General features: G+C 38.5%; 14 protein-coding genes. 7 read left to right on the top strand and 7 right to left on the bottom strand.

Features of this window, described 5'->3' with window-relative positions:
• The first annotated feature begins 814 nt into the window (after positions 1–814).
• A complete protein-coding gene (locus tag CAL6303_RS23430) occupies positions 815–4726 on the top strand; it encodes a glycerophosphodiester phosphodiesterase family protein (RefSeq protein WP_015200313.1) in 3912 nt (1303 codons plus the stop codon).
• A 493-nt stretch (positions 4727–5219) separates the two neighbouring features.
• Here CAL6303_RS23430 and CAL6303_RS23435 read toward each other — a convergent pair whose 3' ends face one another.
• Positions 5220–7334, bottom strand: a complete 2115-nt coding sequence (locus CAL6303_RS23435; protein WP_015200314.1) for a TIGR00300 family protein — start codon at positions 7332–7334, stop codon at positions 5220–5222.
• A gap of 395 nt (positions 7335–7729) precedes the next feature.
• Between CAL6303_RS23435 and CAL6303_RS23440 the strand changes: the two genes are divergently transcribed.
• From CAL6303_RS23440 to CAL6303_RS23460, 5 genes are all read left to right on the top strand, one after another.
• Positions 7730–7969, top strand: coding sequence for a hypothetical protein (locus CAL6303_RS23440; RefSeq protein ID WP_015200315.1), 240 nt, complete (start codon positions 7730–7732; stop codon positions 7967–7969).
• A 196-nt stretch (positions 7970–8165) separates the two neighbouring features.
• Positions 8166–9077, top strand: a complete 912-nt coding sequence (locus tag CAL6303_RS23445) for a 3'-5' exonuclease (protein WP_015200316.1) — start codon at positions 8166–8168, stop codon at positions 9075–9077.
• A gap of 590 nt (positions 9078–9667) precedes the next feature.
• Entirely contained in the window at positions 9668–10510 is an 843-nt protein-coding gene (locus CAL6303_RS23450) for a tetratricopeptide repeat protein (protein ID WP_015200318.1), read from the top strand.
• Positions 10511–10604: 94 nt separating this feature from the next.
• Positions 10605–11129, top strand: coding sequence for a DUF2085 domain-containing protein (locus CAL6303_RS23455; RefSeq protein ID WP_015200319.1), 525 nt, complete (start codon positions 10605–10607; stop codon positions 11127–11129).
• Positions 11130–11326: 197 nt separating this feature from the next.
• Entirely contained in the window at positions 11327–17185 is a 5859-nt protein-coding gene (locus CAL6303_RS23460) for an ATP-binding sensor histidine kinase (RefSeq protein WP_015200320.1), read from the top strand.
• Here the strand turns inward: CAL6303_RS23460 and CAL6303_RS23465 are convergent.
• The 6 genes from CAL6303_RS23465 to pilM form a co-directional block, all read right to left on the bottom strand.
• Positions 17160–17810: a GNAT family N-acetyltransferase gene (locus tag CAL6303_RS23465; RefSeq protein ID WP_015200321.1), complete on the bottom strand. Its 651-nt coding sequence runs from the start codon at positions 17808–17810 to the stop codon at positions 17160–17162. The two genes, CAL6303_RS23460 and CAL6303_RS23465, sit on opposite strands and share 26 nt — an antisense overlap.
• Before the next feature lie 172 nt (positions 17811–17982).
• Positions 17983–18879 carry a PD-(D/E)XK nuclease family protein gene (locus CAL6303_RS23470; RefSeq protein WP_015200322.1) on the bottom strand — a complete coding sequence of 299 codons (897 nt, stop codon included), beginning with the start codon at positions 18877–18879 and terminating at the stop codon, positions 17983–17985.
• A gap of 280 nt (positions 18880–19159) precedes the next feature.
• Complete coding sequence (locus tag CAL6303_RS23475; RefSeq protein WP_015200323.1) at positions 19160–21436, bottom strand: type IV pilus secretin family protein; 2277 nt, start codon at positions 21434–21436, stop codon at positions 19160–19162.
• A 222-nt stretch (positions 21437–21658) separates the two neighbouring features.
• Positions 21659–22447: a hypothetical protein gene (locus tag CAL6303_RS23480; protein ID WP_015200324.1), complete on the bottom strand. Its 789-nt coding sequence runs from the start codon at positions 22445–22447 to the stop codon at positions 21659–21661.
• Positions 22444–23214 (bottom strand): PilN domain-containing protein, encoded by a 771-nt coding sequence (locus CAL6303_RS23485; RefSeq protein WP_015200325.1) that lies wholly within the window; start codon positions 23212–23214, stop codon positions 22444–22446. The genes CAL6303_RS23480 and CAL6303_RS23485 overlap by 4 nt, the downstream gene beginning before the upstream one ends.
• A 6-nt stretch (positions 23215–23220) precedes the next feature.
• A complete protein-coding gene (gene pilM, locus CAL6303_RS23490) occupies positions 23221–24327 on the bottom strand; it encodes a type IV pilus assembly protein PilM (protein ID WP_015200326.1) in 1107 nt (368 codons plus the stop codon).
• Between the two features lie 164 nt (positions 24328–24491).
• Between pilM and CAL6303_RS23495 the strand changes: the two genes are divergently transcribed.
• The gene (locus tag CAL6303_RS23495; protein ID WP_015200327.1) at positions 24492–25778 is read left to right on the top strand and encodes an ABC transporter substrate-binding protein; all 1287 of its coding nucleotides are present in this window, start codon (positions 24492–24494) and stop codon (positions 25776–25778) included.
• Positions 25779–25846: the final 68 nt, after the last annotated feature.

Below are 25846 nucleotides of genomic sequence, written 5' to 3' on the forward strand. Positions count from 1 at the left end.
TTTTGTAAATGAGTGAGAAGTAAATCAAAATCTTGACGGACTTCTGCAAGTTGTTTTACCCATTTGTTTGAAGATGCGATCGCATTATTGTTTTAACTGGAGGTTTGATTCCTCTCTCTCAACACACAGCTTTCTCACAAAGCTAAGTGGAAACAAAGCCCCCGTTAAGTTTGCGCTTCTTACAAACTTTAACGGACGCACAGCCCCCGTTAAGTTTGCGCTGTTATGTGTCAGGGTTGGCAGGTTTGCGGAGTCCGATGACCCCGCAAACCTGCCTTGTAAAATCCTCGTTACAAAACACACTCATCACTTATTACTTATTATTCATAACTTATTATTCATAACTCATCACTTATTACTTATTATTCATAACTTATTATTCATAACTTATTATTCATAACTTATTACTTGTTACTCCTGTAAAATCATAATATTGATAATTATATCTAGCAAATATTACAATAAAGAATCTCTGATATTTAATGGTTAAATTTCCATCATTTTAACCTTACATTACTTTTTCCTTAAACTCTACGTGCCACCCTTGTATCAAGGTTGTCAAAACTTGATTTAGCCTACGTAAATAACCTGTCATATCCTTATATATTGATGACGCAAAGGCTCTAGACAAAAATTAGATTGCCGAAATTGGTATTCAAAATAATAGAAAACATAGCTCTATTATTTAGATGATTAGCCAATAGGAGAAAACCTGAATACATCTAAAAAAATGACTTGTAATCCAAGATTTTACAAGTCGTAATTTGACAATTTCAGTAAAAACTTACCCGCACTACCTACCACAAACAAAACTATGGCAAACGTCACTCTCAAAGGTTTTGCAACACTTCCAGCGGATACATTTGCAGCAGGTCCCCAATCTGGTAAAGGTATTTCTGCTAATGGTCGCACAGGTTTATTTCCTGGACAACCTGTACAGGGTTTTAGCGGGGTGCAATTTGCAAATGAAAATGAATTTTGGTTCATGGCGGATAATGGGTTTGGGGCTAAAACTAATAGTTCTGATTTTCTCTTACGAATTTACAAAGTTAATCCTAGTTTTCGCGGTATCGAAAATGGTGATGGGACTGTTCAAGTTGGTAACTTTATTCAGTTAGCTGATCCTGATAAAAAAGCTACGTTTAAAATTACGAATGAAGGAACTAGCGAACGTTTACTAACTGGTGCTGATTTTGATATTGAATCGTTCAATATTGCCAAAGATAATACCATTTGGATTGGGGATGAGTTTGGACCCTATCTACTACATTTTGATACTACTGGAAAGTTATTAGAAGCTCCCATTCCAACCCCAAATATTGTTAAATTAAACACACTTAATGGCGAAGCACCTTTGGTAATTGGACATCGTGGTGCAAGTGGGGAGTTACCAGAACATACTTTAGCTGCGTACAAATTAGCTATCGATAGGGGTGCTGATTTTATCGAACCAGATTTAGTTGCTACTAAAGATGGGATTTTGGTAGCGCGTCACGAACCTAATATTATTAATACTACCGATGTTGCCGACCGTCCAGAGTTTGCTAACCGCAAGACTACAAAGATAGTTGATGGTGTAGCTGAGGAAGGTTTTTTTGTTTCTGACTTTACTTTGGCAGAATTGAAAACCATCCGCGCTAAAATGCCCCAAGATTTCCGTACCCAAGCTTTTAATGGGGTGTTGGAAATTCCGACTTTGGATGAAATCATCAATTTGGTGAAGCAGGAAGAAGCTTTAACTGGGAAGAAAATTGGGATTTATCCAGAAACAAAGCATCCAACTTACCATGATTCCTTGGGTTTATCGTTGGAAGAGAAGTTAGTTGATACCTTGGTGAAAAATAATTTCACTGATCCTAAGCGGGTATTTATTCAGTCTTTTGAAACCAGTAATCTCAAGGAACTGCATAGCGAAATCATGCCCAAAGCTGGGATTGATATTCCTTTGGTACAGTTATTCGATGCTGCGGATGTACGGTTGGATGGTTCTTTAATTGAGGTTCAACCTTACGATTTTGTCGTGAATGGTGATTCCCGCACCTATGCAGACTTACGAACCCGGGAAGGATTGCAGGAAATCGCTAGCTATGCAGATGGAATTGGTCCCTGGAAGCGGATGATTGTGTCTGTGAAGGGTGTGGATAGTAATAATGATGGAATTGCTGATGATGTGAATAAAGATGGTGTGGTGAATGATGCTGATAAAACCACCTTACCACCCACATCCTTAGTTAACGATGCACACAAAGCTGGATTACAGGTGCATCCCTACACCTTCCGTAATGAGGGGCGCTATTTAGCAAAAGATTATAACGGGAATCCAGAATTAGAATATCAACAGTTTATTAATTTGGGTGTTGATGGGTACTTTACCGACTTTCCGGGAACAGGGGATTTGGTACGAGATCAGATTGTATCCCCATTTGTACGTTCTCCCCAGAATGCGGATGTGCTGAAAAGCAATGAATTTAAAACCCTGGATAAAAATCCCCCAATTGTAATTGGACATAGGGGTGCAAGCGGTGATAGACCTGAGCATACCTTAGCTGCGTACAAACTAGCGATCGCATCCGGTGCAGACTTCATTGAACCCGACCTAGTTGTCACTAAAGATGGTATTTTGGTGGCACGTCATGAGAATGCTTTGGCAATTCTCAATGCTGATGGAAGTTTGAATAATACTGATACCAGTACAGATGTCTATGAACGTCCGGAGTTTGCCAACCGTCTCACCACCAAAGTCATTGATGGACGCAGTGTTAAAGGTTGGTTTGCTGAAGATTTTACCTTAGCAGAGCTCAAAACCCTCAATGCGATTGAACGTTTACCAGCTTTGCGAGGAACTCGCTTTAATAACGATAAACTGCAAGTTCCTACTTTGGATGAAATCATTGATTTAGTTCAACAAGTTGAGAAGGAAACTGGACGTAAAATTGGGATTTATCCAGAAACTAAGCATCCAACATACTTTGCTACTGAAGGAAAGTACATTGATGGGACACCAATTAACGTCAGCTTGGGACAAAAACTTATTGATACCCTGGTTGCCCAAAACTTTACTGACCCCAAACGAGTATTTATTCAGTCATTTGAAATCAGTAATCTCCAGGAACTGAATGATGTGATTATGCCCCAGGCAAAAGTAGATTTGCCCTTGGTGCAGCTATTTGGTGGCGCAAGCGATCGCCCTTACGATTTTAGGGTGAAAAATGACCCCCGTACCTACGGCGACCTCACAAAACCAGCTGAACTTACAGATATTGCCAAGTATGCAGCAGGCATTGGTCCCAACAAACGCTTAATTGTCCCTGCGGGTAGTGATGGTAAGTTGTTAGCACCAACTACTTTAATTCAGGATGCTCACAGCGCCGGATTGCTTGTACATCTTTATACTCTCAGAAGCGAACCTGTATTTTTGGCTTCTGAGTACAAGGGTAATCCAGTTAACGAATACAAGCAGTTTATTGAGTTGGGTGTAGATGGTTTCTTTACTGATTTCCCTGGTCTCGGTGATACCATCCGCGATCTTTATGCTGGTAAACCTCCTGTCTCCAATTTGGGAGGTTCTAGGGGTTTTGAAGGAATGGCAATTAGTCCCGATAAAACTAAGTTGTACCCCCTCCTAGAAGGTACAGTTGTGGGAGATGCACCAGGTTCCCTGAGAATCTATGATTTTGATATTGCTACCAAACAGTATCAAGGTTTAGTTGGTTATTACCAAATGGAAAGTTCCACCAATGCAATTGGGGATTTCGCTGTTATCAATGCCAATGAATATTTGGTGATTGAGCGGGATAATAATCAGGGGGATGCAGCCAAATTCAAGAAAATCTTTAAAGTGGACTTTTCTCAAAAGGATGCCAATGGGTTTGTTGCTAAAGAGGAAATTGCTAATTTACTCAATATCCAAGATCCAAACGACCTGAATCAAGATGGCAGCACTACTTTCGAGTTTCCTTTCGTAACCATCGAAGATGTCTTAGTTATCGATGAAAACACGATTTTGGTAGCTAATGACAACAATTATCCCTTTTCTTTGGGTCGTCCCCCTGCAATCGATAATAACGAGATTCTGATTCTCGGTTTGGATAAACCATTGAAGGTAGATCCCCGTGTTGGTATTGCTGGACAAAATCTCCCAAAAATCGAAATACTGGGTACCAAAGGTGATGATGTCCTTTACGGTAGTAACCTAGATGAACTCTTTGACGCTGGGGAAGGAAATAACACCATCTATGGTAACGAAGGTAAAAATATCTTCATTGCTGGTAATGGTAATAACATCGCTTATGGTGGTTCTAGCGATGATGTGTTTTTCTTCGGGAAGGGAAATAACGTAATTTATGGCAACGAGGGAATTAATAAAATTACCACTAGTTCCGGGAATAACTTGATTTACGGTGGTTCCCAGGGTGATGTAATCTACACTGGTGCAGGAAATGATGTAATTTATGCTAACGGTGGAAATAATGTGATTTCTTCTGGTACCGGTAATGATACTGTCTACACAGGTAGCGGTGCTGACAAGTTCATTTTAGATGCTGGTACAGGTTCTGCAACCATCATCGGTTACGGTGCAAATGATCAAATTAGTCGCGGTAGCACCCTTGCTGCGAATAGTGTTTTATCGGTGACTATCACTGGTAATGATACTTTAATTAGCGCAGGTGGTGATTTACTAGCAACTTTGAAAGATGTGCAGTTGAAATCAGTGAGCATTATCTAAGCTCATACCAATCTAATGTAAGGCTACACATAAGGGGACAAACGCCTATCAAAGTCCCCCTTAAAAAGGGGGATCTACGACAATCTGCCACAATTCCAGAAAGTTCTTCTCTTACGGCTTTACCCTTGGTTCTGGGATTAGGCATTTTATTAAAACGGCAAAAATGCCAACAAATCAATTAACTGATTTTCTGATCACCTAGTTTGATCAAAAGCGCGAGACTCCTTTAGAGTCGCTATGGGAAGCTTGCGCGACGTAAGTCGTTCCCGCTGATGACCAAACCGATTAATATCAGGTACTTAGGATTAGCAATTAAATAATATACATATTTTGTGGAATGGGCAGCGTTCGACTGAGCGCTCACGCCGAAGTCTTGCCCGTTAATCTAATTTGTACAGGCAGGATACCTGTTCCACAAAATAAAAACTTGCATTTTATTTAAGACGCATTCCTTAAATGCATATTTCTTGCGTAAGTTCCTGAATAAAATTAACTAGCTATGAGCTTTTCCCACATAAGGACTAGTTAATTTATCCAATTGCTGCGTTAACAAACTCAGGAACAATCCCACATCTGTCACTACACCTACCGATTCAATGGAACCGCGATCGCTTAATTTTGTCACGACTGCGGGGTTAATGTCTACGCAAACCATTTTCACCCCGGATGGTGTCATGTTTCCCACGCCAATTGAATGTAACATTGAGGATAACATCAGAATCATCTCTGCACCCTCGATTTGTTTGGCATAGGCGACTTGAGCTTTCACTAAGTCCATTTGGGTATCAGGTAAAGGTCCATCATCACGAATTGAACCAGCTAACACAAAAGGTACATTATTCTTTACACATTCGTACATCACACCACTTTTGATGATGCCAGCTTCTACGGCTTTCTCAATGCTACCGTAGCGACGAATAATATTAATTACCTTGAGGTGATGGCGATGTCCTCCCCGTACAGAAATACCTCGCTTCATATCCACACCTAGGGATGTCCCCAACATAGATTGTTCCATATCGTGGACTGCGATCGCATTCCCGCCCAAAAGGGATTGAACATAACCTTCTCGAATCAATCTCGATAGGTGTTCACCACCACCTGTGTGAATCACCACTGGTCCAGCAGTGACAACTACTTTACCGCCACTCTCCTTAATTTTACGTAGTTCCCAAGCTACCTGTTCCACGATTAATTCAACGCGACGTTCACTAGAAACACCCGCTGACATAAAGCTGAATTCCTCAGCATTGCGTTTTTCCCGCAATTCTGGTTTCCGAATGGTGCGAATCCCTAAAACATCCACCACCACACTTTCACCAACTTCCAAATCTCGCAAAATTTTACATTGTGCCACAATTCCCTGGGGAGTTTCTCGAATTGCTATTGCCCCATCCATGCGTTGATTTTGTAATCTGATCCATTCACCTTTAATTCTGACTTCGGTGGGATAGATGGTGGTGACATAAAAGTCATCAGGGGCAACCCCATTCATCGGTACAGGTTCTAATTTAGCATCCCGTTCATCTTGAGGTAAATCCACAGCACCTAAATCAATTAGGTGAGAAATAATACTCTCCATCACTTCGTGGGATGGGGCTGTAACCTTGACTTCAGCCGTAGATGTACTTTGACGCTGTTCACCCAAGTTAAAATTTAATACTTGGAAGCTACCACCGTTATCGATAATTAAATCTAAAGCACGGTTAATTAAGCCGGAATCGAGAAGGTGTCCTTTGAGACTAATAACCCGACTTTCTACAGGGGAACTTGCGTGGACATCTTCCTGTACGGGTTCAGTTACACGTAATGTCAAGCATTTGGCAGCACCTCCAGCTTTGAGAAACTCAGTTAACGGTGTTTCCAGCACTTGGAAACCAGCAGTAACTAATTTTGATTTCAAATCTTCCGAAGCTTTATTCATGACGACAATATGCTCAATATTGACGGCATTACAAGCAAAGTTTACTGCATCAGCTTCTGCGATCGCAATTCGTTTTTCTGGTGCAACCCGCATTTCAATTAAGCGGTTGGAGTAGGAATCAAAAGCACCAGGGTAATAAAGTAAATAACCATTTAATAACGGGCAAAAACAGGTATCAAGGTGATAGAATCGATCATCTATCAGGCGCAGCGATAACACTTCAATATCTAACCACTTAGCTAAATAGGGATGGGAATCCAACTCTGAACGGAAACCATATCCAGCCCATAACCAGCGTCCTTCCCGATCTAACAGCGCATCACCCGCACCTTCAAAGGGTAGATCCTTAGGCAATTCATAGACATTATAACCATGTTCTTCAAACCATTCTTTAAAATATGGTTCCTCACCTTGTCGCTCCTTGTGTAAAAAGCGACTGAGTACCACATTGTCGCCCAATACCAAACCAGCGTTAGCAGTAAAAACCAAATCAGGAACACCTTTTTGTGGTGTCACCAAGTCAACTGTAGCTTTCTCCTTAAGAATTTGATACAGTCCCTGCCATTGTTCCACAGCGCGATCGCGTGATGATTTGTGGATGTTACCTTCCATCCACGGGTTAATCACATAATCTACATCATAATGGTCAGGGGGACACATCAGAAAACGAATCAAGGAAGCCATAAAAAATACCAGCGTTTAGATGCTATCAACACACATGCAAGCCCGATTCTATCTGGATTCTCAAAAAATGTCTGCTTTTTGACAGAAAAGTAAACTATTGACAAAGGGCTTTACAGCAGGTTAAAAAAATATTCCTCAGATATTGCTTTTTGTGAAGATGTCACAAAGCTATGGTAAATGTGGAAAAACATGAGAATTATTTTGTATTTTTTGCTGCATAAACTCAAGAATATACCCCTATAGGAAGATATCGCTAGTTGTTGCGATTGTTAATATCAAGCTGAAATTACAATTTTGCCTTCAATCTCAATATAATTCCTCAAATTTAGCATTTTCACTCGATATTGATGGCTCTAATTCAAGTAGTATTTTTTTCTATTTTACAGAGGTTAATCATGAAATATAATCGTCATTTGGATGAATCCCTAGAAACTATCATTAAAGAACTCACAGATGCGGAGTTTGAACAGGTTTCTGGAGGAATTGCAATAGGTGAACCTAATGGTTCTAATTATTTTCCACAAATAGATACAAGTTGGATAGCTGATTTAACTGAGAAATTCAAATCTTTTCCAGGTACCTCAACTACTCCTCATGATATCTCTGAAGATGAGCCGGAATATATAGCTTTTTAATATAGTAATCCTAAATCATTGCTCAAAACCAGGGTTGTAGAGACGTAGCAATGCTACGTCTCTACGAGTTTATGTTTTTTTATATTAGCGTAGCTTGCCCGTAAGGATTATCATATAGCCCTAATATTTTGATAAATGAGCAAGCCGAATATGGCATTATGTTAGTATCTTACGGCTATAAGAAAATCTACTTAAAATGTCATATCTCAATTCCTCTAGAGAAATTCGTGAACTAATCACAAAATTCTGCCAATATAAAACTCTTTGGATTGACACTGAGGTTGCCGATTTTAAAACTAAAAAACCACGGTTGTCATTGATTCAGATTTTGAGTAATCCTGAAGATATGACAGGTGAAGATATTTATATTTTTGATGTTTTAGAACAACCAGAATTAGTTGATAAATTTGTCAGTGCAGTTATGTGTAACCCGGAAATTGAAAAGATATTTCACAATGCTAAATACGATTTAAAATTTCTAGGTGGCAAAAAAGCAGAGAACGTGACCTGCACTTTAGAAATGGCTAAAGAAATTCCTTTTTACTTATTACCTGTTGATAATTACCAATTAAAAACCCTTGCTCAAGAACTTTGTAATTTTACCGATATTGATAAACTCCAACAAACAAGTGATTGGGCACAAAGACCATTAACAGATGAACAAATAGACTATGCTTATTTAGACTGTATTTATTTAGCGCAAGTATACCAAGCTTTATTAGATTTACAAGATGAGTTAAATCCAAATCCTGAAGTGGAAAATATTACATATTTGTCCAACAGATATCTAGAATTTGAAAAACAAGCTAAGATAATTAATTCTGAATGCGAGCATCTTCAGGAAAGATTAAAAAAAGCAATGCAAGCTCAAGATATATTGGAAACCGAGAATTTAAAGTTGAAAAGTTATGAGCGTACAACTTTAAAAGCCGGATTTAGAGATTTGATGAATTTCGCAGAAACTCAAGGTGTTGATTTTGATTTTTCAGTAACTTTAACTCAGAAGATCCAAAAAGACTTGGGTAATGATTTAGAAAAACTAGAGTACGAGACAGAAACTAAAACTATTTGGCAAATCAAATTTCAAAATTCGGAAACCGACGATTAAAAAATAAGTAATGATTAATGAGTAATGAGTATGTTTTTTAATGAGGATTTAAGCCCGACACAAAACATTCTGCCTGTAGAGGTAGGGGAATTAAGCCCTGAGTATGAAGCAGTCTCACAACCTTGAGTTACAAACTACGGTTCTCAAAATAGACGAGGTTTAGATATTGTAAATTAAACCTCATTCATCATGAAATACGGAGTTTTTTACGATTCAAATATGTCATTGCGACATAAGGAAAGAATCTCTAGTTTTTTTAGAAAACTACAGTTATCAAAGTAGACAAGCTTCAGATATTGCAGCTTCGAGAATATAGAAAATTTTACATAATTCTCATAAAATCTGAAACCAATCGCTATAAAATTTATATTCATTCAAAAGATAAAATTATTTCTCCATATTTAGGGAATAATTAGTTACGGAAAAGATTACGTACTTACCGTATGTATCAATTTACGGGGAAGTAATGAAGCGTTATGAATAAAACACCATTAGCTTCAAGTTCATGATTCTTTTTTCTCTATCTTCTGATTTATTGCCTTAGTCACTTGACGAACAGATAATCAGTTAACTATGGTTAAAATTTATTTATGAGTTTGCGGTTATTCAAGCAAAAAATGAACGTGAGAAATAAGATTTTAAGAAAGCTGCTAATTGCTGGATGTATCGCTATAACAATCGGATCTTGCAGTCAAAATAATGATGTATTGATTACAGAAATCGGTGTCACTCCCCCTACAACTTCCTCAACTAATCCTAGTACTGCCAGAGATTTTTATCTTCGAGGACAACAACTGCAAAGTCAAGGTGATTTGCCTGGGGCTTTAGCAGCTTATAATCGGGCTATTACCCTCAACCCCAATTATCCCGCTGTTTATAACGAGAGAGGATTAGTCCACCTAGATATGGGTAATAAGTCAGCAGCGATCGCAGATTACAACCAAGCCTTGAAATTAGACCCCAATAATTTCCAAGCATACAACAATCGAGGCAATGTTTACGCCGCCCAAGGTAACGGGAATGCCGCCATTAGCGATTATAATCTAGCCATCACCGCCAACCCTAATTACGCCGAAGCATATAATAATCGTGGAAATACCCGCGCAGCACAAGGAGACAGAAACGGTGCCATCAACGATTATAGCCAAGCGATCGCACTCAATCCCAAATACGCGATCGCACACAACAACCGAGGCAATGCACGAGCGGCTCAGGGTGATCGCAATGGCGCGATCGCAGATTACAATCAAGCTATACTAATTAACCCAAATTTTGCCGCAGCTTACAACAATCGAGGCAATGCTTACATAGCATTAGGTGACAAACCATCTGCAATTGCCGACTTCCAAAAGGCAGCACAGCTTTTCCAAGAACAAAAAAATCCGACACTTGCTCAACAAGTTAATGATAATTTAAGGGAACTACAAAAATAATTCCAGAAAATATGACATTAAGAAATGTAAAATATTTGTAAGAATATATCAGAATCCTGATTCTACAAAATATACAAAGGAAACCAAAATACATATGCAAGGAGTTATTTCCACAACCCTCAAGAAAAAATCAATAGGCAAAATACGCTGGGTTAGCCTCATTACAGATTTCCTCCTTACAGGGATGGTATTTGGTCCCTTGATTGCCCCTTTTCTAGCTGCATCAAGCTTCCCAGTGCTACCAATTATCGCAGATATTATCTATTTTATGGGCAATCACGTTTGCCCCCAACCGGATATGGGTGTTATGTTAGCACCACCTTTTATTATGGCTGTATGTATGCGTTGTTATGGTACAGTTACAGGACTATTAATAACCCGCATTCTCTACGCAGTTACCAAAGGAAAAGGATTTTACTGGTTAAACCAATATGGTTGGAATGGTGTCGCAATAGCCGCAGTACTAATGATGGCATATCCTTTCGAGTTAGCAATACAAGTATTAGGTTGGTGGAATTTTAATAATTACATCGTTATTCCCTTTGGATTAATTACTGGTTTAGCTTGGGGATTATTTACAATGCCAATATTTCACACTGAAAGTTCTCAGTTGAGTTAAATGCAATTTGTGGTCTAAGATGCTGTAGGGGCAAACTGACGCACCCGAAGGGTTGTTTGCCCTGATTTGTGTTTCTGATTCGCATTTCATCCAAACGAGAAGTGCTATAACCTTATCTTCTGTAAATAAAGTATTTATGGAAACAATTTAAGTATATCTGGGAACACTAAATCTGAAAGCCTTACGGATTTAGCGGTATGCTTAGTACTCCAGTTAATATCTCCGAATATCAAATTATCGAAGAACTTTATAACGGTTCTAGAACCTTGGTTTATCGAGGATATCGAGAAACTGACTCCCTACCAGTGGTGATTAAACTACTCAAAAATCCCTATCCTAGCTTTGGTGAACTGGTGCAGTTTCGCAATCAGTATACCATTGCCAAAAACCTTAACTCACCTCTAATTATCCAAACCTATAGCCTGAAAGCTTACCAAAATGGCTATATATTGGTGATGGAAGACTTTGGAGGGATTTCCCTCAAAGAATATTTCACCTCATCACAGAAGCAATATAACCCTTCTCTTCAAGAGTTTTTAAAAATAGCAATTTCTTTGTGCGATGCCTTAGATTTTCTTTCCCGCTATAGAATTATTCATAAAGATATTAAACCCAGCAATATTTTAATTAATCCAGATACAAAACAAGTTAAATTAATTGACTTCAGTATTGCATCTTTACTACCCAGAGAAACTCAAGAAATTAAAAATCCTAATGTACTGGAGGGAACACTTGCTTACATTTCTCCAGAACAAACAGGAAGAATGAACCGAGGAATAGATTATCGTAGCGATTTTTATTGTTTGGGAGTAACATTTTACGAATTATTGACAGGTACATTACCATTTTCATCAAGTGATCCCATGGAGTTGGTACATTCTCATATTGCAAAGCAGCCAACTTTTTTAGAAGATAGAGGAAAAGATATTCCCCAAGTATTAGTTGATATAGTTATGAAATTGATGGCAAAAAATGCCGAAAATCGCTATCAAAATATCCTAGGTTTGAAATTTGATTTAGAAAATTGTTGCTATCAACTTCAAGAAACTGGCAACATTCAATATTTTGAAATTGCAAAAAGAGATATTTGCGATCGCTTTATTATTCCCGAAAAATTATATGGTCGAGAATGGGAAATTGAACAATTATTAAAAGCATTTAATCGGGTTGCTGGAGTGGAGTTAGGAAATAACCAGATATCAAGTAGTAGTGAGTTAATACTTGTAACTGGTTTCTCTGGTATTGGTAAAACTGCTGTAATTAATGAAGTAAATAAGCCCATAGTTAAAAAGTTTGGTTATTTTATTAAAGGTAAATTTGACCAATTTAATCGAAATATTCCTTTTTCTGCTTTTGTCCAAGCTTTACAAGATTTAATTGGGCAACTATTAACACAAAGTGACACAAAATTAATTCAGTGGAAAGATAAAATTATTTCAGTTTTAGGTGAGAATGCACAAGTCATTATTGAAGTTATTCCAGAATTAGAAAAAATTATTGGTTCACAACCAGCAGTCACAGAATTATCAGGAACTGCTGCACAAAATAGATTTAATTTATTATTTCAGAAATTTATTCAGATTTTTGCAACTCAAGAACATCCATTAGTGATATTTATAGATGATTTGCAATGGGCTGATGCATCTTCACTTTCACTGATTCATCTGCTAATGAGTGAAATAAATAGTGGTTATTTATTACTAATTGGTGCATATCGAGATAATGAAGTTTTTTCGGCACATCCTTTAATGTTGACATTGGATGAAGTCCAAAAATCAGGAAAAAATATTAATACGATTAATTTACAACCATTAGATCAGATAAATTTGAATAACTTGATTGCAGATACTCTCAGATGTTCTTTCGATTTAGCGAAACCTTTAGGAAAACTAGTGTATCAAAAAACACAAGGAAATCCATTTTTTGCTACTCAATTTCTCCAGTGTTTGCATAGGGATAGTTTAATATATTTTAATTTTGAAGCTGCTTATTGGCAATGTGATCTTATTAAAATCCAAGAAGCTGCCCTAACAGATGATGTTGTAGAATTTATGGCACTTCAATTGCAGAAAATGCCATCAGAAACTCTAGAAATCGTTAAACTAGCATCTTGTATTGGTAATCAATTTAATTTAAAAACATTAGCAATTATTTCTCAAGAATTAGAAACAGAAACTGCAACAAAACTGTGGAAATCTTTACAAGAGGGCTTGATTTTACCTACAAGTGAAGTTTATAAGTTTTATGTAGAGCAAGAATCAGATGATTTGCAATTACAATTTCATGATTCTAAACTAAATTATAAATTTATTCATGACCGTGTTCAACAAGCTGCTTATTCACTAATTCCGCAAGAGAAAAAGCAAAGTACTCATCTACTAATTGGACAATTACTATTAAAGTTTACTTCTGAAAAAGAACGAGAAAATTATATTTTTGAGATTGTTGGACAAATGAATTTAGGCAGGGAACTTATACAGGATAATGCTGAAAAAAAGCAGCTTGCTCAAATGAATCTTCTCGCATCTCAAAAAGCGCGTAACTCAACAGCATATTCAGCAACTTCAGAATATGCAAAGACTGGCATTGAGTTATTATCTAGTCGGGGTTGGCAAGAAGAATATGATTTGATGCTGGCATTAAATCATCTGTCTGTTGAATCTGCATTTTTAGTAGGTCAATTTGTAGAAGTAGTACCTGGTGTCCAAATTATTTTGAAAGAAGCTAAGACATTATTAGATAAAATCAAAGCTTATGAGGTCTTGATTCAGACTTATGTTGCTCAAAAAGAATTTTGGCAGAGTCTAGAAATTGGACTAACAGTGTTACGACAATTAGGTGTAAAACTACCTACAAAACCACAAGATCAGGATGTTATCTTTCAATTTTTACAAACTTTAATCTGTTTAAGAAAAAGACAGCCTCAGTGGTTTCTAGATTTACCTGAATTGACTGATTATAGTCAAATGGCTGCTTTACGAATCATGAATTTGCTGATTTTTCCAGCTTTTTTTGTTGAACAAAGATTTATTGCACTTTTAGCTTGCTGGTGTGTCCGTCTATCTGTAAAATCTGGACGTTCACCCTTAGCAGGAGTATTATTTGCTGCCTATGGAATGGTATTATGTACCGCGAATAATTTGGCAATGGGTTATGAGTTTGGTGAAGTTGCACGAAAGCTATCTGCTGAGGGAATTGGACGAGAAATTCATGGCAAGACAATATATTTTTATGCCAACTTAACTCTACCTTGGAAACGTCCTCTACAAGAGGCAGTGAGGATGAATCAAATTGCTGCACAAATAGCTTTGGAAGTAGGGGATTTACGTTATGTTGTCAGCAGCTACTTTAGTGAAGTACTCAGTGCTTTTTATGCTGGAATACCTCTTGAAGATTTAATTCACAAGCTGACAATTTATCAACCAGTTATTACTAAATTTAAAGAAGAAGCAATTATTCAATTAACGAGTTTGTTAAAAGAGTTAGTTTTAGGATTAGTTGTTCTACCTCTAAAAAATAGTTACTTGATTCAAGATGAAGGATTAGAAGCTGAATGGATTAATCAGTGGAAAATTGGTAATAATTTAACTAGTCTTTGCGCTATTTATGGCTACAAAGCTCATTTTTCCTATTGGTTTGGTGACTATCAACGAGCACTAATAAATCATAATCTTTCCTTGCCATGCTGGAAGGGATTAGGCTCAGATTTGTCGATTATGTTTGTGGTTTTCATGGATTCACTGATTCGACTTGCAGCTTATCCTAGTTGCGACACGAAAACCCAGAAGCAATTACTCAAGCAAGTTAACAGTAACCAGCGACGTATGGCAATTTGGGTTAAACATAGCCCAGAAAATATTCAACATAAGTATAATTTAGTTAAAGCGGAATATCTAGCTTTATTAGGCGAAAGGCAACAAGCAAATGATTTTTATGATCGTGCAATTGCTGGGGCAAAAGAAAATAATTTCCTCCAAGAAGAAGCACTTGCTAACGAACTAGCAGCAAAATTTTATTTGCAATGTGGTAAAGAAAAAATTGCTCAAGTATATATGCAGGAAGCATACTACTGCTACGCTCGTTGGGGAGCAAAAGCCAAAGTTGAGGATTTACAACAACACTATCCTCAACTGCTCAAACCAATCTTAAATAATCAACAACAAAATTTTAACTCTTTAGAATCGATTGAAAATTTACTGGATCAAACAAATTGTCAACTTACTCAATTTGATACCAAAAATCATAACAGGATTAGTGACTATCTGGATTTTAAGTCAATTCTCAAGGCAGCGCAAAGTATCTCTAGTAGTATTGAAATAGATGAATTACTTGGCAGTCTCAGCCAAATTATTCTTGTCAATACTGGGGCAAAAAAATCTGCACTAATCTTACCAAATCATCATGAATGGCAACTTCGGGTTATTACCTATGTCATCGATGGTAAAGATTCCCTAACAACTACTTTTCAGCAAGAAAGCCTCGATAAATGCCAGGAAATACCGATTCAATTGATTCAATATGTAAAAAATACAAAAGAAACTGTTGTTATTGATAATTGCCAAACTCAGATTTCTGGCGTGATTTCTGCTTATATGTTGCAACATCAGCCAAAAAGTGTTTTATGTATGCCGATTTTAAATCAAAATAATTTGGTAGGGATTCTCTATCTCGAAAATCATCTTACCCAAGGAGTATTTACAAATGATCGCATTTCAATTTTAAATATTCTCTGTTCCCAAGCAGCAATTTCTCTAGCAAATTCTCAACTTTTCAGTAACTTACAACTCAGCGAAAATCGCTATAAAAGTTTAGCAAGTAATGTACCTGGTGTAATTTATCAGTTCCAATTATCTATTGATGGTAAAATCTCATTTCCCTACATTAGTCCCGGTTGCTGGGATATGTTTGAGTTAACCCAACAAGAAATTATCTCTGACTCTCAAAGACTTTTATCTTTAATACATCCAGAAGATCTAATAGATTTTTTTAAAATTGTTGAAGAATCTGCACGAAATTTAACCCCAAAATATTGGCAGGGACGTTGTATTTTAAACTCAGGAAAAATTGTCTGGATTCAGTCTGCATCTCGTCCTGAATGTACCAAAGATGGTCATATTCTTTGGGATGGTTTATTAATGGATATCAGCAAACGCAAAATAGCAGAACTATTGGCGATAGAAAAGTCTCAAGAACTTGAGCAAGCATTACAAAATTTACAGCAAGCACAATTACAAATCGTTCAAAGTGAAAAAATGTCTGCACTGGGTAACTTAGTCGCTGGGGTAGCTCATGAAATGAATAATCCTTTAGGCTTTATTGGTGCTAGTCTTGAACAAACTAAACCCACTATTGATGATATTTTTGAACACTTGAAACTATATCAAGAAAGTTTACCTAATCCTAGTAAAGCAATTATTAAACATAGCGAAAAAATTGATTTAGATTATAACTTGGAAGATTTGCCTAAAATCCTTGATGCAATGCTAATGGCTTGCGACAGATTACAAAATATCAGTACAAGTCTCCGTACTTTCTCCCGCGCTGATCAAGATTATAAAGTGCCATTCAACATACATGAAGGTATTAATAGTACAATTTTAATTCTCAAGCATCGCCTCAAAGGTAACGAAGAACGTCCAGCAATTGAAGTTATAACTGAATATGAAAATTTACCAAAAATTGAGTGTTTTCCTGGACAATTAAATCAGGTATTTATGAACATTTTAGCGAATGCAATTGATGCCTTAGAAGAATCAAATATTGGACATAGTTTTACAGAAATCAAGAAAAAAAACAACAGAATTATAGTTAAAACTTCAGTCGAAAATAACCAAGTAAAAATTACTATTGGTGATAACGGTAAGGGCATAAGTGAAGAAGTCAAACAGCACATATTTGACCATTTATTTACGACTAAATCAGTCGGCAAAGGTACAGGATTGGGATTAGCGATAGCAAGGCAAATTGTTGAAGAAACTCACAATGGTAAGTTGAGTTATCATTCGATGGTTGGTGAAGGGACAGAATTTTCTATTTTCCTTCCTCTAACTCATTAATAAGGGGATTTAAAACAGCTTCATTGGGTATCGCATCAGCTTTTCCAGTGCGAATAGTCGGTAAACTGCGTCTAGTACGTTGGCTAGATGTGAAACGACTATATCCAGCACGTTCAGCTTTTTGATCCTCATATTCAATGATTCTACCGTAATATTCGTGTTGGCTGAGATTCATCGAGAGGAAAACATGTTCGCGGGTATTGCCAAAACCCTTGCGGTTAAAGAATTTTATCGCTGGGACATTTGCCGGATCAGTATCTACTAGCATGAACCTAGCACCATCATCGATCATTCGTGCGATCGCTTGATCAACTAACTTATCGGCAACACCCCGTCTTTGAAATTTGGGACTAACTCCCAACCACAAAATATAACCATATGTCAATGCAGATTTTGTAATAATTGTGCCTAGTGTAAAACCTGCTAGTTCTCCATCAATTTCAGCAATTAAACAATACTCTGGATCTGTATTGTATAGTCCAATTACTTCCCACTCATCCCAAGTACGATACAAATATGGGTAAAGCTCATTGGTAAATAATTCTTCACCCAAGTGATAAATTGGGGCAATGTCATCAATACCTAGCTCACGTACCTCAACAGTGGTATTCTTGTCGAAATTCATAATTCCCTCAGTCCTGGGTTTGATCGTCTTATTTAAAATTGAGTCACATCTGACATCTCACCAGGGTTTTATGATAAATGTACCAAATACTATCTTTGATGAGGACTCAATAAGAGCACTCCACAAAATAAATTATCTCAAATTAGGCATTTTTTACTTGCAGTACCCCCATTTATAGAGTTACTTCTTGAATATTATCGATATTGAGCAAGTTAGAATCCAAATTAGTTAAAATATCTTCCATCTCCTCATTAAGATTCATTGTTTCCACTGGAACAATCGTTGTTTCGTTGCTTGAAACAACTTTATAATTAATCTCCGATTCGTTAACACGACCGCACTTTGTCGCAAACTGGCAATATTCGCATATTTTACTCCCTAACGGCACCTGTGGAAACGCTATATCTTCTTTGCCTTGATGATATTGATTGAGGGATTTTGTTAATTTACCTAACAACTGCTGGAGTTTTTTACCTGTTTGTTGATGCAGCAAACTATTGTAAGTAAACTTAAGACTTTCAGGTTTAGTATCAGATTGAATAAACCAATAAGTCATGGAAATATTTTCTGGCAAATACTCGCTAGTTTCAGCTAAAACGTAAAGATATAATCGAGTCTGCCAATTTTTTTCTAAAAACTTCTTATTAAGTGGTTTTGGATAGGTTTTCCAATCCAAAATTTGTGCTTGGTACTGATCCGCAATCAATAAATCATAAATTACTGCCAGGACATAATTACCAACCTGTAAAGTTCGGTAATGTTCACTTTCCCGGAAAATTTCTGTAGTTGTAGCTGATGTTAAAATATTTGGAGCAACATCACTAAAACCCTGCATCCAGCTTTGTAATTGTGGGTTATCTGCCAATATTGACTCAATTGGCAAACCCATTTCCCGCTGCTGCATTAGTAAGTGAAACTGGCTTCCTAATGTCAGATTTTCTTCATTTTCAGGCTTAATGGGAGAATATAATTGTTCTAAATAACTATGTTGAAATTGACGTGGGCAACGTTCAAGTAAATTTAATTGTCCTTGGGAAAGTCGAATAATTTGAGCTTCGGTAGCCAGCATATGATCAATTAGGTCACTATGAATCCAAGGTAATTACTAATTTATAGTTATTACACCTCAGCTAGTACCATAGTACCATCATATTGATCCAGTACTTCTCACGAATTCAGAGGAAGTTCCTCGTCGTTATACTTGGCAGCAAGTTTGTGTGACAAAAGTTCCATAAACCAAAAGCAAGAAAATTCCATCCAAGTCAATAACAGTTAATCCCAATTTGAAAAAACAACGCGACAGATAGATATTTGTAGAGACGTAGCAATGCTACGTCTCTACCGTTGAATTACTTACGAGGCACTCTCAAATTCTGACGTTCGAGGATTTGTCGCACTTCCGGACTTGGATTGTAGTTGTAACCGTAGGAAGATTTTTCACTATCATCCATAATTTGTGGTGTCAGTAAAACAATCACCTCATTACGCTGATTAGTACGGTTAGTTTTTCTAAACAACGAACCTAGCAAAGGAATGTCACCCAAGATAGGTATCTTAGAAACACTGGTTCTGTCTTGGTCTTGGATAATACCACTCAAGATTAGTGTTTGACCATCACGCAGACGAACTAAACCTGAGTTTAGAGAGCGTTCTGATACCAAGAAAATTTGATTGCTACCACTACCTGTATTGATACTTTGTGATGCTTGAGGTGCTTTGACGTTAGGAGCGACTGAAAGCGAGACAAAACCATTGTCGTCAATTCTGTCTACTTTTACCGCCAGAGTTAAACCGACGTTTTCTTTTTCAACAGTGATTGTTTCTGTAGAAGCACCATCACCGCGTGTTATTTCCCGTTTAAAGTTACCAACTACTTGTTGTGTAAGGTTAACGTTTGCTGTTTGTCCTTCTTGCACAATCAAAGTTGGATCAGTCAGAATCTTTGCATTCTGATTTTGTACCTGAGCTTGTATTGAAGCCAAGAAACGTTTGGGAAATTGGTACAAAGAAGGTTGCTGAAACTCGTATGCCGCAGGAGTTGTACCATTTGCTGGTGTAAAGCTTGTAATGCCAGTACTTAATGGATTACCACTAACCGATGCATTTGCTGATGGTCTGTTATTACCACTATTAAAAAAACCATCGCCCAAAAACACACTATCTCCTGTTACGGGGTTAGGAATTACTGGTGTTCCTGTGACACTAGTAGATGTTTCAGCCGCTGTAGCAGGTCTAGAACCACCTATAGTGGAGGAGAAATTACCATTATCACTCGTAAAGAAGTTATTTCCAATTCCAAAAGAGAAACTAGTATTAAAATCTTTAATTCCTGTCAAATTAACATCAACAATCTTGACATTCACAGCAACTTGACGACGGCGAATATCCAACTGACTTAATTGAGCCATTGCCAATTCAACTTGCTTCGGAGTACCAATCAAAGTAATCGAATTACTACGTTGATCTCCTAGTGCTTGTAAACCTCTGAGCAACGGAGAAGAATACTTAGAATCTTCCAGAGTCAAACGTTCAATTTTGGTTTCTGTTGTTGTCTGAGACTGAGTAATAGGGGTTGCACCTGCTCCTACAGGAATTGCACTAACACTAGTAACCTGCCGCTCTCTACTGACAGCACTATCAGCACCCAAGCCAACTAAGAAGTTCAAAGCCACATCAACTGTCACCTGATTCAGTCTCAGGTTCCGCATGACGACATCACGGCTGGAATTGGGTAGTCGAGGACCAACAAAAATTGTCCGTCCACTGCGGTTTGCTTCCAAGCCACTTAGACGCAACACATAGTTAAAAACATCTTGAACTGGCTCATTTTGAATATCCAGAGATACCTTTAATCCGTCACCTGGTACAGCAGCTTGTGCCCCTGCGGCTGGATCAACTGAAGAGTAAGCCAAATTCATGTTTGCTGCACGCGCTAGTAGTGATAGAACTTCACGTACAGGTGCATCACGCAATACCAAGCGGGGTACTCTTTCTTGCGTACCTAAATCAATCACACTTGGAGAAGCATCCAGCGCCGAAATCGCAATATCTCCCACTGGTGGAGCGACAGCACGGGGTAAAAATGGGGGTGCAGCATTGGAGGGCTGTCCAGGACCTTCGGCGGGCGCTGGTTGCTGGCTGATACTTGATGGTGGCAGAGTTGCTGGTGGCTGAGTAGCGGGGGCTGTAGGTGCAGATGGAGCGGCTGCCACTGTCCCATCACCTTGATTGAAAGCTAGGGTAATTTGGTTATTCCCGCGAATGATGGGTTGAGAACCCGGTGTCCCTTTGCTACCTGTCACCGTCACCCGAATACTGTTGGAATCTAATTGATTGATGACAACAGAGTCGATACCGGGGGCGGGGTTATCTTGACGAAAGGTATTACCTTGTGATAAACGTAGTTGCGTATTAATAATATCTGCCACTAAAGCATTACCGCGTCTGGTGGTAAAAACCTGAGCGCGATCGCCTGCTGAAGTTGTCAGTACTAAATTCATTCCCGTTTCCGACGGCTGTAACCGCACATCGGTAATTTGAGTTGTTTGTGCGGATACTGGCTGACTTGCTAGGAATACTAAAGTAGTAGCACTAAATAAAAATTTACTACCGTGAATCTGTTTCACAGTTCTTTCCTCACCTGAATTTAATTTGAGATTTGATTTAGAAATAACTCGGACTATGTAACCGGGAGATTAGCTGGTAAATTAGTTGTGCGATCGCATTGAGGATTCCCTTAGGAGAATACCGCGCACAAAATCCAGACCTTGAGATTGCCTATCCTTTGTCTGAATACGCTTTGATCAAAATCTCGATTCAAATTACTTTTGTTTGCTAACAATAAACAGCTATTTTTTCTCTGCGGGAGCAGGGTTAGCTGCGGCTGCGGCTTGAGCAGCTGCGGCAATCTCTTCCGGACTCAGTGGCATCAGTGCTTGAAGTTGGAATGATGTTGTAATTGGTGCATCTCCAGTTCGTCTAATTTTTTTGCCAGCAATTTCCAACACTTCTTCTGGTTGTATGGTTGATTGATATTCTTTCACCAGTAACAAGGGTTGCAAGCGCTCAATGTTTCGTAAAATCGCTTGAGTTTGTTTATAAGTACCAGAGATTTCAATGTTAACTTTAGCACGCTTCAATTTTCCGTTGACAGCAACTCCCAAAGTCCCATCGGTAACTAGTTCAGTTCTCTGAGCATCAGGTGTAAACTTTTTCATCTTCGCTTTAACGGCATTAGCTGGTAACAAATCATTCCCAGATTCCACCAAGCGATTTAAATCCAGTAGTAGGGTATCCAAGGTTTTCTCGTTAGAAAACAAACCCAAAACCTGAGCTTTTTGGATTTTCGCCTCTGCTAAATCCTGTTTTACTTTACCAATTTGATTGATACTGGCTTGCTTTTGCTCAATTTGTCCTTTGAGTTCGGTTTCTTTGACTTGCTGCTGCTGGAATGTCTCCCAAGCAGGCATTACCATATTCATCACCATATAGGCAGATCCACCTATTCCCAGTAAACCCAGGAGAATACCACTGATCTGGGGTGTAAAAGTAATCCCAAAAACAACAGGGTAACTACTGGCAGCACCAGCTTCCTCAAATTCCCCACCTTCAAAATTAAAGTCTTCACTTAGAGTCATTTTGGCAAAGCTCCTGTTTGTTGCAAACTCCGAATACGTGCCACTAATCCCACCGTTCCTTTTTCCTCCAATTCACGCATCAATTCAGAAGCCCGAATATCACTGAGATTAGTTTGGATACTGTATTTGACGACTTGAGGAGGTTTAAAACCAGGTGGTAAAACTACACCAGCTGGGAGTTGGGCAGGAACTGATTCAGCAGCCGAAATCCTCGCATCATTAGAATTGAAAAAGCGCGACTGTTTCATGGTTAGCAAAAAGTCATTCACGTCGTTGAATGAACGAGCAAAACCATTAATTTCCACCCCAGAAGTCGGAATAGTTCCTGTGGATGACGCTGTATTAGGACTAACACCAATCTGTGCCACTTGTTTGACACTTTCTAACTGCACAGTTCCGGGAATCCGTTGTTTAATATCTAACAACATTGCTGACCAAGGTCGAATCTGGTCGAATACTGTAACTAAAGCTTGGGTTTCCCCTTTCACCGCTGTGATTTCGGCTCTAATTTTATTGATGTCACCAATTTTCGCTTCTAGTTCTTGGTTCTTTTGCTCTAGTTGGGCGATATTAGTTTCTAATTCGGTGCTTTTGCCTTGCAAAATAAACAAGCCAGCCCCAACAAAAATTGGTAAACACAAACCTACCCCCAAACCAATATACAGGGGGGTCATACTCCCAGTTGGCGCAGATTTTCTTGGTTTTTTCTCGGTACCTTTCTCAGATCTCCCACGATCCTTAAGAAAATTTACATCTAAACTATACATCTGTAACTATGCCTCCCTCATTCCCAGACCGAGAACTATACCTAAACCAGGACGTTGTGTGTAAGGGTACTTTTCCTCATCAATTTGTAATGCCAACGAACCAACAGGATCAATTTGGGTAGTTGGTAAACTCAATCTTTGGGTAAAGAATTCATCCAGCTGAATCATTCCCCCACCTGGTCCTGCTAGTAAAATTTGTGCGACTTCCAAGTTTTCACTTTGATTTAAGTAAAAATCTATAGAACGACGCAGTTCATCGGTGAGTTCTCCTAATACCCTCATCATTGCTGCCATCCCAGGGTTTATAGATGTTTGCCCAGTTTTATTGGTTTCTACTGGTGTTGAAGGAATTGTCATTCCTTGGAGTAATTCCAAATCACGGGAGGGAGGCAGATTCATTGCCCGCGACAATGCTGTTTGCATTTGCAATGTGCCAATGGGTACTGTACGGGAAAATTGAGGTACACCATTAACAACAATGGCAATTTCTGTGCTATCAAACTCAATATCAACTAATACCGCTGCCTCTTGAGGACTAAATTGCCGCAACTGCTCCCGAATTGTCCGAATTAATGCAAAACTATTAATTTCTAATACATCGATTTGCAGTCCTGCCTGTTCAAAAGTGCGGACATAGGTGTCGGTAATTTCTTTCCGAGTTGCCACCAAGAGTACCTGAACTTTTTCAATTCCGTCTTCATCGACGAAATATCCAAGTTTTTGGTAATCTACATCTGCTTCTTCACGAGGATAGGGTAAGTACAACCCAGCTTCATGGTTTAGCACCATCTCTCGCAGTTCTTTGTCATCTAATTCTGAAGGTACAGGGATGAGTCGGACAATCGAATCGCGTCCGGCTACCGCAGTTGCAACTTTAGAGACTTTAATTTTGCTTGCTGCCAGTGCTTGCTGGATGATCTGTGCCATTGCTGGAGGATCAGCAATTTGTCCATTAGTGAATACTCCCTCTGGAACTGGCACCGAGGTTAAGGAGTCTAACTTTAAGCCTTGTTTTTGCTTGCGTAACCGAGCAACATTAACTCGTTGCGGCGAAAGTTCGATGCCTACCCCTTGATTTGATTTGCCGAAAAAATTATTGAAGCTTTTAACCACAGTTTTGTACGCAGGACTGCTAAGTTGAAATTTAATTAATACTAAAAAATTGGGTTGATAATAGGTGTTTCCTTTGCCCTATAATCTCGACAATTCCACATAAGCTTTTCATTCTGAATTTAGCTGAAAAACAACAAGTCACAATCGAAATCACAGTAATTGAAATGCGAAAGTTAAGACAAATGCTAATTTGGGCGTTACTAAGCTTGCTGACCACTTGGATGGTTAGTTGTAGCACTGGTAACGTCACAGGTACGAAACAATCGGCTTCGGGAAAAGTAGAAATTGAGTTTTGGACGATGGCGCTCAAGCCTCGATTTACTGACTACTTCCAAAACTTGATTGCGACATTTGAATCAGAAAATTCAGGTATAAAAATTAGCTGGACTGATGTACCTTGGGATGGAATGGAGAACAAAATTCTAACAGCTGTCTCTGCGAAAACGCCACCTGATGTAGTTAATTTGAATCCGGATTTTGCTTCGCAGTTAGCAGGTAGAAATGCCTGGTTAGACCTAGATACAAAGGTTAGTTCTGAAGTTCGTTCCTCCTATTTACCAAATATTTGGAATGTAAGCACGTTGAATGGTAAAAGTTTCGGTATTCCCTGGTACCTCACCACACGGTTAACCATTTATAACACTGATTTATTAAAACAGGCAGGCATCACCAATCCACCCAGTAGTTATACGGAACTTGCCCAGGTTGCTCAACAAATTAAAGATAAAACTGGTAAGTATGCTTTTTTCATGACTTTTGTACCTCAAGATTCGGGGGATGTGCTGGAATCCTTGGTACAGATGGGTACAAGCTTGGTGGATAGTTCTGGAAAAGCCGCGTTTAATTCTCCCCAGGGGAAAGCAGCGTTTCAGTATTGGGTAGACTTATATAAGAAGGGTTTACTTCCCAAAGAGGTACTTACGAAGGGACACCGACAAGGAATTAACTTGTATCAAGGTGGGGAGACGGCTTTATTAACTTCTGGACCAGAGTTTTTGAAGGAGATTGCCAAGAATGCACCTAACGTTTCTAGAGTAAGCGCGATCGCGCCCCAAATTACAGGTAGTACTGGCAAGAAAAGTGTGGCTGTGATGAATGTGGTGATTCCCCGCGATACAAAACAACCAGATGCAGCGGTGAAGTTTGCTTTGTTTCTGACTAACGACCAAAATCAATTAGCTTTTGCTAAATCAGCTAACGTTCTACCTTCCACTGTCAAGGCTTTAGGGGATGGTTATTTTAAGAATATCCCGGCGAATGCTTCGGTTTACGATCAGTCACGGGCAATTAGCGCCGCACAAATGCAGCAGGCTGAGGTATTAACACCTACTTTGAAGAATTTTAATGTTTTACAAAAGGTAATTTATGAGAATTTGCAAGCGGCAATGTTGGGTGAGAAAACTGTAGATCAAGCCATAGGTGATGCGGAGAAGGAATGGAATAATTCGTGATGGGAAAAAGGGAACAGTTTTTGCTATTTACTGCTCCCTATTTCCACAAGGAATTTATTTTTTAACTA

The sequence above is a fragment of the Calothrix sp. PCC 6303 genome (genome assembly GCF_000317435.1).
Lineage (GTDB): Bacteria > Cyanobacteriota > Cyanobacteriia > Cyanobacteriales > Nostocaceae > PCC-6303.